Raw genomic sequence first — 13,478 nt, 5'->3', positions numbered from 1 at the left:
TTTGATTATCAGAATATATCATCTAGCTTAAAGATCCTTCGACTCCGTTTTACTCCGCTCAGGATGACAAATGATGGGTTAAGTTGACGCCTACAGGTCGTCTCCTACAGTGATATTGGTCTTCGTAAGGGCGGTACCACCGTGTCCGCCCGTATTATTGGATTGTTTTCATTATCTATCTAAATATTGTTCCGCTTTTTCTAATATTTCTTCATCCAATCCCATCAGCCGGGCAATGTTAATGGCATCCCTGGGCACTTTGCTTCTGTGATGCACTACCTCTAACCGATAATCCATATGCTGGTGCACCATCTCAATACCTCCGGCTTCCTGCTGTGCCCATTGTTCCTTTAACTGTTCAAAATTCACATCCCTCAAGCCCCGGACCTGCAGGTGGCAGACCGGGCCCTCCGCTAAGCCGTCGATATGGGTTGTAATCACCGTAATGGCATCTTTATCCTGCAGATATTCTATAATGGCCTTGGACAGGGCATAGCCCTCAGAAGGGTTCGTTCCCCTGGCTAATTCATCAATCAGGATCAATCCCTTTTCCTTGGCCCGATTTAATATCTTTTTAATCTCAACAATCTCTGCTCCAAAGGTACTCAAGCCCATATCCGTAGACTGCAAATCCCCCAGAGACAGGAAAATATACTCCTTCAAAGAGAAAGTCATTCCTTTAGCCGGTACAAAAATCCCGAACTGTGCCATGGCACTAAGCTGACCTATCAGCTTGAGGGATATGGTCTTCCCGCCCATATTGGCCCCCGTAATACAGGTAACACCCTTTTTCAAATCTACAGTGATGGGGGTAAAGGCCTTACCCTGTCTCCTTAAGGTATCTTCTACCTTGATATGGCGGCCCTCTTCGATCCTTAGGATATTGTCCCCTGACAAAGCAGGCTTAACCCCATGGAAACCCACTGCAAAATAAGCCTTTGCAATCAGCAGATCCAAAGCCCCGATTCCATAGATATTGTCATAAATCCGTGATAGGTCCCCTTTCATTTCCTTTGTGAGTCTTTCCCGGATTCGGAATTCTTCCTCCTCTTCTTCCAGCTTCAAGTCCTCTATCTGCTGAAACAATCGGTCAAACCGCTCATCCATCTTCACCCTATAGGTTATATTCATATAGGTTTCAGCACTGTATACCAAGCCCTCACAGGCCGCAGCCGTTTCCACCATTTCCCGGTTTCCCTTATTGATGGTGATTTCCCCATTCGGCCGTATTTTGAAGCCCAACTCCGACTGTACTTTATCCCGGGCCTGCATTTTGGCCTGATTGATGGTGTTTTCCAATCCTCTGATTTTTTCCCGGATGTCCCTTAGGGCTTCCGAGTACTCATCATAAATATAAAAGGTATTGACTCCCGATTGCTGGGGGTCCAGCAGCTGCTGCAGATGATATAAGGGTTGAACCTCCAGCTCCTTTGGCATATTCCAGGGGAGCTTTTCCAGCAGATCATGGAGCTTCTCCAAAATACCCAGAAATACCTTGATCTCAAAGAGCTCCACTACGCTGAGGACTCCATCCTCTTCAATCCGTTTGAAGGAGCCCCGCAGATCCTTCATGTTTTTAAACTGGTTTCGGATTTCCACAAAAGTATACCGGTGCTTTTCCAGCAGGTCTATTACCTTTTCAATCCGGTTGAATTCCTCTTCCAGCAAGCACTCTTCTCCTATGCGGAAAGGTTTCATTTCTTTTTTCCGAGCCTCACCGTAGGGAGTATAGACCGTTATTCGATCGAATATATAATCCAGGTCCAGATTCTTTTCTATTTTTTCTGTAATCATCAGGCATCACCACCCAATACTACATCAAATACAGGAATAGGATCTAAGAACTGCTCCATTTTATGTCTAAATTCCTCAGGGTTGAAATAATAGCCCTGGGGTGCATAAGGGTTCACGGTTACAGCCACTGCCTTAATCTTGTCTACCACCTGTATCTGGATGCCGATTTTCTCAAAATATAAATAGTCTCGGCTGTCAATAAATATCTTTGTAGCGTCCTTAACCACAAAAACTACCTGTCGGTATTTTTGTGTGGTGACCACGATGTCCTTTAAGGTTTTACTCACTAAAGAACCGCCTATGACCACATATTTAGTCTTTTCTTCGATGGCCCTGCCGATAATATTTCCGCTGTTTAGGGCTGTTTTAATTTCTAAGGGTACCGCATATCCCTCTTCATCAATCAAATAATAGCCCTTCTCCTCTATCATGGCAGAAATCATTTGCCGTATATGCTCATCTTCCACCCTAGGCAGAGAAAATAGCCGGGTTTGATGAATAGACCTCTCAATTACCTGATTCATATCCCGACTGAGTACTGCGCCTGTGGCCAGTATAGTAGCTTCTGTGACCGCCGGCGAAGCCGATGCCACCCGATCGATGGCCCCGTCTACGATCACCAGCTGGGCTCCATAAAACAACAGCTTCTGCCCTACTTCCTTCATTTCCCCATTGGTGTTGGGGCCTGCTATCTGCACATAACCTCCATTCTTTGCCTGGGCGATTACGACCCTGCCCATAGAGGTAGAAAAATCTGTAACCTCCAGGATTTCCATCCTTACTTCTGAACATTTAAAGGTTTCTTCTGTGGTTGCAATCAAGGTTCCTTCAGCTACGTAAATCAGAGGTTTTTCCGTGCTGGTTACGATGTCTTGTTTCTCTCCGTCCCGACCGGTAGAGGTAATGCCCAGCCGTATATTTCTTTCCATTGCTTCGTCAATGAGTGCATTTAAGGTCATGGTTTTCCCTGCGTTTTTCGCCATCCCTACCACGGAGATAATCCTATATTTACTTTGAATGAGATCCATTAACTGCATGGCTGAAACCTCCTCTTAAAAGGGCTGTACAAACAACATTATCTTTCGTAGGGGCGTACCTCTGTGTGTGCCCGCTTATTTTGCGGGACGACAGGGTCGTCGTCCCCTACCTTAATTCCCTGTTTAATATCCATTTATCCTATTTTGCGGAACGACGGGGGCGTCGTTCCCTACTTCTATCTTATATCGGGCAGATACAAGGACTGTGCCTGCCTATGGGTTTTACGGCTAACTGCTAACGATTAACCGCGAACCGCTTACTCGTGATGTCCTCTTTTATGTCTTTCCAGATCTCCCGGCTCTAAGGCTACCTGATTGCCTTGCAGCAGACCGGCTACTCCCGTTAATTTGTGCTCTTTCTCGCCTTTACAGACTGGACAGCTGCAGCTTTCCTTATAGGGCTCAGGCTGTGTATAGGTTGTGATAACCCCTTCAAAGTTTCTCAGAATTACCTTTTCAGTAGATTGGGAAATCATGTACTGAGGCATTACAGGGATCTTTCCGCCGCCTCCAGGTGCATCCACTACGAAGGTTGGTACTGCATATCCGGAAGTATGTCCTCTTAGTCCCTCAATGATTTCTATACCCTTGGCTACAGGTGTTCTGAAATGCTCGATACCTACAGAAAGGTCGCACTGATAAATATAATAAGGTCTTACTCTATTTCTAACCAGGTTATGCACTAAGTCACGCATAATGTGCACACAGTCATTTACTCCTCTTAGCAGCACCGATTGGTTTCCGAGAGGAATTCCTGCGTCGGCTAATAGTCTTAAGGCTTCCTTGGCCTCCGGTGTTATCTCCTTAGAATGATTGAAATGGGTGTTCAACCAGATCGGATGATATTTTTTCAGCATATCCGCCAATGCCGGGGTAATTCTCTGTGGAAGTACTACCGGCGTTCTGGAGCCTAAACGAATCACTTCAACATGTGGAATAGCTCTTAGCTTGCTGATGATGTATTCTAATCGCTCATCACTCACCAGCAGACAGTCTCCTCCAGATAAAAGGACATCCCTTACTACTGGGGTATTCTTGATGTATTCGATGGCTGCATCAATTCTATCCATTGGCAGCACGTCATCCTGCTGTCCCGCAAATCTTCTTCTGGTACAGTGTCTGCAGTACATGGAGCACATATCTGTGATCAACAGCAATACTCTGTCCGGATATCTGTGGGTTAATCCCGGTACCGGAGAATCCGTGTCTTCATGTAAAGGATCATCCATATCTGCATCACTCTTGTGGGTTTCATACATAGTCGGTACAGCCTGCTTTCTTACCGGACATTCCGGATCATTGGGATCCATCAGTGCCGCATAATAAGGAGTAATACCCATTCGCAGTATTTCCAGGGACTTCTTAATTCCCTCTTCTTCCTCTTGTGTCAGATTGATAACCTTCTTAAGGTCTTCAATATTGTCGATTCTGTTTTGTACCTGCCAGTGCCAGTCATCCCACTGTTCCTGCGTTACATTTTTCCAAAGCTCGATTTCTCTAAAATTTCTCATAATATTCCCTCCCAGTTCTTCTATTTGTTAGCCCTTTGCCTATCTGTGATTATAGATTTACGCCATTAGAAATAAAAATATTATTGTAGGGGCAGACCTGCGTGTCTGCCCGCTTTTTCGGGACGACACATAGGTCGCCCCTACATGTGTTATTTATTTTACTGGCCTTTGTCTATACCAGTAGTTCAGGTAGTTCATATTTCTATAGGTGATGGTTGATACATAACAGCTGCAGCGGGGGTTTCCATGCCCGCCTTTGGACAAGCACAGAGACCTGTCCCTACAAGGTCACTATTTCACGACAATCTTACGCATACAGTTCTTCGTATACTTTTCTTAACGCTTGGCTCTCTCTCATGATTTGCAGGGTTATCTCAGCGTGTCCTTTTGTATAGCCGTTTCCAACGATCATGGTTACATCAGAACCTACGCCCTCGGCCCCCAATGCTGCCTTTGTAAAGCTGGTAGCCATACTAAAGAAGTAGATCAGACCATCCTTCTTCGTTGCCAGTATGCAGGACATTTCTGTATCCTGAACGTTTACGCAGTTAATCGTGATATCTGCCATTTTGCCATTGGTTGCTGCAGCGATTTTTTCCATGATTTCCACAGGCTTTGTAGCATCTGCAGCAATATATACGTCTGCAATATCTGCTTCCTTAGCTCTTGCCAGGCTCTTTTCGCTGTGCCCCAGACAAATTACCTTTCCTGTAACGCCAGCTCTGCGCTTTGCCTCATAGCAGCACAGCATACCGGATTTTCCTGCACCTCCAACAACTACAACCGTGTCTCCAGGCTTCACCAGCTTTGCTGTTTGGGCTGGGGCACCGGCTACATCCAATACAGACAATGCTAAATTCTCTGGCAGATCCTTTGGCAGGACAGCGTAAATGCCGCTTTCAAATAATATGGCTTTACCTTTTATGTCTACTTGATCAATGTCTTTACGGATTTCTACAATTTCATCAATGCGAAGGGGTGTCAGTGAAAGAGATACTAAAGTGGCGATCTTGTCTCCTACTTTTAAATCGATCTTTCCTTCCAGGGCCGATCCGATTTTTTCTACGGTTCCGATTAGCATGCCGCCGGAGCCTGTTACCGGATTTTGATGCTTTCCTCTTTCTGCTACAATACTCAGCATAATTTCTTTGATCTTTTCCAGATCACCCTCCGCCTGCTCCTTGATTTGTGTAAAGCTTGCGGAGTCAATATTTAAGGTTTGTACGTTAACTAATATTTCATTGTCGTATAGTTCCATGGTGTTGTCAATCTTTTTAGCCGGCTGTGGCAGTGCACCTGCTGGCTCAATGACTCTGTGTGTTCCAAAAGGACATCCTTTTTTCATATTGCTCTTCCTCCTTATATATGCTTATATCATTTTGGTTTTGATATTTTTTAACCCGTGGCAGTAATGTTGCAAGGATCGTGCCAGCGAAATCCGATACACGTTCCACGGTACACGGTACACGTCAAAACCTTGGAAATCCTAGTAGTGCTGTAAATCTTATGGGAAAACATTTTCCCCAGAAAATTGCTTTTCAAATTATAGGTGCTGGATATTGGGCAGTTCCCTTTTTAAAGCAATGGAACGGCACAGGGACCTTTCCCCATAGGCGTCAACTTAACCCATAATTTGTCATCCTAAGCGGAGTAAAAGGAGTCGAAGGATCTTTAGGCTAGATGATATATTCTGATAATCAAAAGTAAGCTTGCTTATGTTCTATAAGATTCTTCGCTAACGCTCAGAATGACATGCTTCTAAGGTTTATTTGGAAATAATTAGATTACATTGACGCCTATGGGCCGTTCCCTAGGATTCTCTTTCTAACAGTACAATTTTATGCTGATCCCTGCTTCCAAAGACAACGCTGAACGCCATTGATCCTGATCTAATACGGCTAACCGCTAACGGCTAACTGAATCAGCAGACACTGTTTTCCCTAATTCTGCGGTTAATATGTCCTTCATGTTGCGCCCTATATCCTACCCGTGCACTTCGTCAGGCCATATTTTTTCAGCTTATATTGCAGGGTCTGACGGGGGATGTCCAGCTCCTCTGCAGCACGGCTGACATTTCCTTCACAGGCCTCAAAACAGCTGCGAATCATTTCCTGCTCATAATCCTCCAAAGCTCTCTTCAGGGAAACAGTTTTCTCTGATTTACCATATTTTCCACTGCTTTGGTCGATTCTTCGTAAGTAGGGAGGCAGGTTTTCAATTTGAATGATCTGTCCGTCCATTAGGTTCATAGCCCCTTCGATGACATGCTCCAGTTCTCTGACGTTTCCGGGCCAAGCATATTGCTGCAGACTCGATTGGGCGTCAGATGCGATTCCCCTAATATTCTTTCCCAATCTATCATTAAATTTGTCGATAAAGTACTGAATCAGCAAGGGAATATCTCCCTTTCTTTCCTTTAGCTCCGGAATACGCAGTTCCACTGCATTCAAGCGGTAGTAAAGATCCCGTCTCAGCTGTCTTCCTTCTACCGCTGCTCTTGGATCCGTATTGCTGGCAGCAATAATCCGCACATCCACATTTCGGGTTTTGATATCTCCAACACGGCGAATATTTCCGTCCTGCAGCACGCGCAGCAGCTTGGCCTGAAGCTCCATAGGCATGGCATTGATTTCATCTAAGAATAGGGTACCCCCATGGGCCAGTTCAAAGAGGCCTGCCCGATCATCTGCCCCCGTAAAGCTGCCTTTTACGGTTCCAAATAGAATGCCTTCCAGAAGTGTTCCAGGCAGAGCTGCGCAGTTTTGGGCGATAAAGGGCTTATCCCGTCTTGGGCTGGCATTATGAATGGCCTGTACAAAAAGTTCCTTGCCCGTACCCGTTTCTCCATAGATCAGGATAGGAGAAGGGGTTTGGGAGGCCTTCATGGCCAATCCTTTTAAGATCAGCATCTCCTGACTTTGTCCAATAATATCAATAAAAGTATATCCTGCACTATCCTTCACCCTTTTCTGTTTTGGACCGCTCTCCTTGTGGAGCAGCCGCTCCTGAAGATCCACCAGCCGCTCTGACAGCTCCCGTACGTCGGTTATATTTTTAGAAACCTCTATGGCTCCGATAATCTTGTTATTGGCCTTTATAGGCAGAGAGGTATTCACGGTAGTAATCTTTTTTCCCTTATAGTTAATAAAAGTTTGTTGAACCTGAAAGCTCGGCATTCCCGTACGAATGGCCTGCAGCAGGGTACTGGTTTCCGGGGATAAGGAAGGATATACCTCCAGAATGTGTCGTCCGATAGTATCCTCCTGCTTGATGTCTTCCAGCTCTGATGCAGCCCGGTTATAGTAAATGATCCGCCCCCGGCTGTCGATGATCTGCACGCCCTCGGCAATATAGTCTAACAAAACCTCCATGTTTTTTCTGGAAAATATCAAATCCATCTCCATTCCTCCTTTGCCCAATTTTCGTCATGCGCTGCCCAATTTTCGTCAATTGGCTTATGAAATATGCTCACCTTTAGTGAGCATTCAGGCTGTTGATAAAGTAGTATTTTCAAATAAACCCCTCATAAGCTATCGTAGGGTTGGGGCTCTGTGCCCAACCAAATGAAAAGATATATCCAATTCCAAGATGTGGGGCATGGAAACCCGCCACTACTATAAATATATAACTAAAAAAGTTAAAATCAGCGGAACGGGGAAGGCACCGTTCCCTACATAAAACCTCAATAGAGGTGCAGGGATCGACGCCCTCGTCGATCCGAAATACATCAGAATTCTCTGTCACACATCTATATTCAGTTCACTTAAATAAACTTCTTCTATGATTTTTCCGGAGCGTCGAGGCCCAAGATATCTAGCAAATCCTTCATAACCAGCCTAATCCCATCCATTACCCTTAGTGTACCATAAAGGAGAGGAGATTTCAAAGAACGGAACAAAATCCCCTCATGATACCGGTAAAATCCTGCTCCCAGTGTAAGCATATATTCCAGCAATATTTTACAGTCTCTCTTTTCAAAAGTCATTTGGATCATCCTATGATAATCCATGAGCTGTCTGAGAATCTCTTTTTCTACATCGGTGCGATGGTAGTCAAAGCCGGTCTTTAAGTCATCATAACAAATACCTTCAGCCTTTAAAATCCTAATGATAGACTTACTCCTGCTGTGGACATACTGAAGTCTCTTGATCTCCTCCGCCCTCAGTATTCCCTGTATACAGCCCCCAGCCTCTTCTGCTTTCACAATACACCTTATGTCCTTTCTCACTTCCAATGGCAGGGACTCGAAATGCCAGGCTTCAAAAGCTTTATAAAGCCATTCTTCTCCAATATAAAAGTTAATAAACCCCGGTGGTACTGCCTCCACTTCTGCAAAAGTCCCCTCTGTCTTTATGCTCTCTGCCAGACACTTAGCCAGCTCCATAGGGGTTTTTCCCAGCTTCTTTGCCATTTTCAGTGCCACATTGCTGCTAAAATCCCCATATTCTTTGTTTCTTTGTTCAACAACCTCTATTTCATCCATCTTTTCTATTTCAGGCAGCGCCTGTAGGATTTGCCTTCTGATTTCTTCTTTCATCATTGACTCCTACATGATCCGTATACTGAGTTTGTTTCGGCTCTCCACCATACCCTCGAGGCTGATGTTGTATTCTATATAAATATCCCCCTTATCTGCATCGGTCATGTTGCAGGCGATCTCCCGGGTAAGTACTTCCATATCAAAAATTCCATAGGGCGTGTTGTAATGGGTGACATATTTCTTGCCCTTCTGGAAGACGATCTCCGAATTTGCAGTGCCAAAGCGCCGCATAGACACCTGGTCCTTAATGACCTTGACGGTGGTGGTACAGCCTTCCATACCTGATATTTCACTTTCCTCATAGACAAGATAAGTGGCATTTTCTTTTTTATAGAGCTTTCCCTCTGTAGTCAGTTCAATGGTGCTTTCTTCCCCATCTATGCTGCGTTGGGTCCCTTCTATTCTTAGCATTATATTTTTCATTGGTAAATCCTCACTCTCTTTATTAGGTACAAGGTTCTATAGATTTACGCCAGTAAAGGGAAGTATACCTGTAGGGGACGACCTATAGGTCTGCCCCTACTTATCCTGGTGTCTTTCTATAGCCAGCTGGATCAGCCGGTCAATCAGCTGGGGATAAGGAAGACCTGTAGCATCCCAAAGGAGGGGATACATACTGTACTTGGTAAAGCCCGGCATGGTATTGATTTCATTGATATAGATCTTCATGGTTTCTTTTTCCATGAAAAAATCTACACGGGCCAGACCGGAACAATCTATAGCCTTATAAGCCTTTACTGCCATCTCCCGGATCTCCATGGCTTTTTCATCGGGTATATCTGCCGGTATAATCATCTTGGATTTTCCATCATCAAAGTACTTGGCTTCATAATCGTAAAACTCATGGGAAGGTACAATTTCCCCCACTACGGATGCCCTGGGCTCGTCATTGCCCAATACAGCACACTCCAGTTCCCGGCAGGCAATAAATTCTTCCACAAGAATCTTTCTATCATGCTTTGCAGCAGCATAAAGCCCCTTCAGCAGTTCTTCACGGTTATGTGCCTTGCTGATGCCTACACTAGACCCCAAATTAGCCGGTTTGACAAATACAGGATATGAAAAATTTTCTTCAATCATCTCTATATAAACTTCGTGATTTTCCCGGAGTTTTTTTCGCATTATCAGCATATATTTGCCCATGGGCAAACCTACCATTTCAAAGATTCGCTTCGCATAAATCTTATCCATTCCCACCGCTGATGCCAGCACTCCCGCACCTACATAGGGGATATGGGCCATCTCCAGCAAGCCTTGTATGGTTCCGTCCTCTCCGTAGGGTCCATGCAGTACTGGGAACACCACATCCAGCTGTTCTCCCAAATGGGGTGGGATGCCCTGGACCAAGGCCTGTGAAGGCTCTGAGCCCATAGGAATCACAGAAAATACCCTGTGCTGTGGATCTTCACGGAGGAGTTGATTGGATATTCCCTCCCACTCTCCCGATTCGATTTTCTCTATAGGTCCGTTATATAGCATCCAACTGCCTTCCTTGGTAATGCCTATAGGGATAATATTGTACTTCTCTTGATCAATGGCCCGCATCACGGAAGCAGCCGACATGAGCGATACCTCGTGTTCCCCTGACTTGCCACCGAATATAACACCTATGTTTAGTTTTTTCGTCATAGAAAAACCCCCTTTTTTGTTTGGGTAATCATACAAGGATATATTATGAAGTAGTTTTGACATTCAGCGGAATGGCACAGTCTGCCGTTCCCCATAGGTGTCAACGTAATCCAATTATTTCCAAATAAACCTTAGAAGCATATCCTTCTGATCCTTAGCGAAGAATCTTATAGAACATAAGCAAGATTACTTTTGATTATCAGAATATATCATCTAGCTTAAAGATCCTTCGACTCCGTTTTACTCCGCTCAGGATGACAAATGATGGGTTAAGTTGACGCCTATGGGCCGTCCCCTACGGTAGCATGGGCCTTTTGTAGGGGCGGTACCACCGTGTCCGCCCGCCTTTTGGGACGACATGGCAACATCCCCACAGTTATATTCATTTTTAAGCTTTATCTACATTCTACCCTTACTATCATTAATATTCTATACTTCTTCCTAATATTATTCAATTCATTTATAAAAAGCTTTAGCTGCTAACCGCTAACGGCTAACAGCTAACCTTTTAGATCATCAAGGTTCCATTTTCCTGTTCTACCGTCTTAAGGATTTTTTCCTCTACTCCAGTGTTGGCATTGATATAAACCAGGAATTTGTCTTGTTTATAGGTAGCTTCAAACTCATAACACAGAATTTCTCCATAAGCATCGGTAGGAATGATGCACAGCTGCCCTTCCTCCTCTATTTGTGCCCGAATCGTTGCCTTCTCTCGGGCCTCTGCAGAGGTCAGTTTAGGCGCCTCTATGTTTCTCTGGTAGTTGGAGGTCAAAAATTGGGTGGAATCAAAGCCCACTACCTCCCCATTATCCAGTGCAATCTTAATTTTAATCAAATCAGGATAGATGACTACATCATCCTGCTTATAAACGTAATTAATCAATACCACGTTGTCATACCGCATAGTATAGGTAGGCATCATGTTTTTAAAGCCTTTCTCATTCAAAAACTTATCTGCCCGTTTAATCGCCTGCTTCGGCGAAATATTGGCCTTAGGTACATCCCTATTGTTAAGAATATAGACTGGATAGCCTATCTGCTGGCTGATATCTACGTAGATGGGGTTCCCTTTGCCCTCTGTTTGATTCTTAGGAACGCCTTCGAAGCTGTAGGTATTGATTCTGCCTGTGCTTCCCGGTGCAGACTCTATCTGCTTGACAGTACCTTCTCCTAAAAACTCCTGCGCCTTCTTCCTCGCCTGCTCCTTGGTAATCTTATCCCCCTGCAGTCTAGGCTTTCTGCCCTTTACCACATGCTCAGAGAAGGGTCCGTCATAGATCAGCTCCGGGTATTCAACCATCCGCTCCTCAAATTTACTAAACTGTACATCAACGGGGTTTTCCTCTTTTGCCTGGCGATTCAGCTTTCTGTTGGCCTTCCCAACCAGCTCTCCCAACCAAACCTCTCCTTTAAACACGCTGTTGTGAAGCTCCTGCAGCTCCTGGCATAGGCTGGCGGAATAGTTGTGCAGTGCCTCAAGATTCTCCAATTCCTGTTCTGACAGCTGCTCTCCATCCAGATTTCTTTTGGCTAATGCAAAGGTATAGTCCCCTACCTGATTGAGAAACTTCTCTGTTTTACTTGCCTGTGCATGCTGAATCGGCAGTTGGGACAGCTTCTCCTGGGCATTATAAGCGTTTTTCCATATATTTGAATATAGAATGATGTTCTGCCTGGTCTGACCGGATACCATCAGCTTCGATAGGTCCGTGGTGATGCTTTGCACGCTGCCGGTCAGATCATAGTATAATCGTTGATTGGTATTCATGAAAAAGTTAGCCAGCTGTTCTCGCTCCTGATTCTGATTGTATCCCCATAGTCCTGTGGCAATCAGTGCTATGGCCAATACGATTGGCAATACATATTTCATCTTTTTCACCTCCCTATTCACTAGTTACCAAACCAATGCTTCCCAATCTTTTTCTCTACGGTTCTGGACCAAATCCATTTGCTGGTAGCCGTAGCAGGATTCCAATAATACAGGCATCCCCCTGTTGGATCCCATCCGTTGAGAGCATCTCTTGCCGCCTTGATGCAGCTTTCCATTGGTTCCATGTTAATTTGGCCATCAGCTACTGCAGTAAAGGCTTGAGGCTGATAAATCACACCGGCAATGGTATTGGGGAAGGATGGATGTCTGGTCCGGTTGAGAATCACTGCACCGATGGCAACCTGACCAATATAAGGTTCTCCCCTAGCCTCCCCCGTTATAGCCCTTGCCAATAAAGTGGTTTCCTGATCTCTGGATACTACCTTGCCGCTGGACTGATAATCCTTTGGGGCTGCTTTTGCCTGCACCGGAAATCCCAGTGCCTTAAGCGTGGCTGGGCCTACTACCCCGTCAGCAGTCAGTCCGTTTTTTCTTTGAAAGGCCTTTACTGCCTCGAAGGTTCCCCCGCCAAATACACCGTCAACGGGCCCTTTGTAATAGTCCCACCGCTTGAGGGTTTCCTGCAGCTTTCTTACCTCTGCACCGCTGGAGCCCCAATAAAGGGTTTGGGCTGCCGCAGCGTTAAAATAGCTGTCTAAGTAAATAAGCGATCCAATACAAGCTGCCAGCAGAATGGCCGTCGCAGCCAATGCAATCTTTCGCATACTTTTTTCCTCCCTTCACAAATTGGTAGTGTCAAGTATGACACCCCTTTTTAGATTTAAACTCTTTATATATTAAGGGTTACAAAGTTTTTTGAAATAAAAAAACAATGACCCCCTATTTTCGGTTATAATTAAGTTCTCACACAAAATTCTCCCTGAAAGAAAGGTCATTGTTATGAACTCAATTATAACCTATTTACTTTTAATAATCCAATACCAAAATCAACAAATTCGTTGGCTTGTGCTTTTTCTTTCTAAATATGTTCCCCTTGGGCAATGGGCTCATGATGATATTCATTCCCCCAAGTATCAGAAATTCAAGACTGATATCCTCCCAAAGGTTCTTCATTATGAGATATGGGATTACAACGA

General features: G+C 44.7%; 10 protein-coding genes. All 10 read right to left on the bottom strand.

Translation table 11 applies throughout. The features are described from left to right. Positions 1-171 precede the first annotated feature (171 nt). On the bottom strand, positions 172-1,794 hold the full coding sequence (gene kamC / locus BUB56_RS13210) for a lysine 5,6-aminomutase reactivase ATPase KamC (protein WP_110941784.1): 1,623 nt from the start codon (positions 1,792-1,794) through the stop codon (positions 172-174). After that, on the bottom strand, positions 1,794-2,831 hold the full coding sequence (gene kamB / locus BUB56_RS13205; protein WP_110941783.1) for a lysine 5,6-aminomutase reactivase subunit KamB: 1,038 nt from the start codon (positions 2,829-2,831) through the stop codon (positions 1,794-1,796). The genes kamC and kamB overlap by 1 nt, the downstream gene beginning before the upstream one ends. A 257-nt stretch (positions 2,832-3,088) precedes the next feature. After that, on the bottom strand, positions 3,089-4,342 hold the full coding sequence (gene kamA / locus BUB56_RS13200; RefSeq protein WP_110941782.1) for a lysine 2,3-aminomutase: 1,254 nt from the start codon (positions 4,340-4,342) through the stop codon (positions 3,089-3,091). A gap of 307 nt (positions 4,343-4,649) precedes the next feature. After that, complete coding sequence (gene kdd / locus BUB56_RS13195; RefSeq protein ID WP_110941781.1) at positions 4,650-5,687, bottom strand: L-erythro-3,5-diaminohexanoate dehydrogenase; 1,038 nt, start codon at positions 5,685-5,687, stop codon at positions 4,650-4,652. A gap of 631 nt (positions 5,688-6,318) precedes the next feature. After that, positions 6,319-7,740: a sigma-54 interaction domain-containing protein gene (locus BUB56_RS13190; protein WP_110941780.1), complete on the bottom strand. Its 1,422-nt coding sequence runs from the start codon at positions 7,738-7,740 to the stop codon at positions 6,319-6,321. A gap of 380 nt (positions 7,741-8,120) precedes the next feature. Beyond that, on the bottom strand, positions 8,121-8,879 hold the full coding sequence (locus tag BUB56_RS13185) for a DALR anticodon-binding domain-containing protein (RefSeq protein WP_190014506.1): 759 nt from the start codon (positions 8,877-8,879) through the stop codon (positions 8,121-8,123). 9 nt (positions 8,880-8,888) lie between these two features. Further along, positions 8,889-9,305, bottom strand: a complete 417-nt coding sequence (locus tag BUB56_RS13180) for a YwiB family protein (protein WP_110941778.1) — start codon at positions 9,303-9,305, stop codon at positions 8,889-8,891. 96 nt (positions 9,306-9,401) lie between these two features. Continuing rightward, on the bottom strand, positions 9,402-10,511 hold the full coding sequence (locus BUB56_RS13175; protein WP_110941777.1) for a D-alanine--D-alanine ligase: 1,110 nt from the start codon (positions 10,509-10,511) through the stop codon (positions 9,402-9,404). A gap of 508 nt (positions 10,512-11,019) precedes the next feature. Beyond that, the gene (gene ypeB, locus BUB56_RS13170) at positions 11,020-12,381 is read right to left on the bottom strand and encodes a germination protein YpeB (protein ID WP_110941776.1); all 1,362 of its coding nucleotides are present in this window, start codon (positions 12,379-12,381) and stop codon (positions 11,020-11,022) included. A gap of 20 nt (positions 12,382-12,401) precedes the next feature. Beyond that, positions 12,402-13,106, bottom strand: a complete 705-nt coding sequence (gene sleB / locus BUB56_RS13165) for a spore cortex-lytic enzyme (protein WP_110941775.1) — start codon at positions 13,104-13,106, stop codon at positions 12,402-12,404. Positions 13,107-13,478: the final 372 nt, after the last annotated feature.

Origin of the sequence: Geosporobacter subterraneus DSM 17957, assembly GCF_900142145.1 — a bacterium.
In the GTDB taxonomy this organism is placed as follows: Bacteria; Bacillota; Clostridia; order Peptostreptococcales; family Thermotaleaceae; genus Geosporobacter; species Geosporobacter subterraneus.
This window is presented reverse-complemented; position numbering and strand designations above follow the sequence as displayed.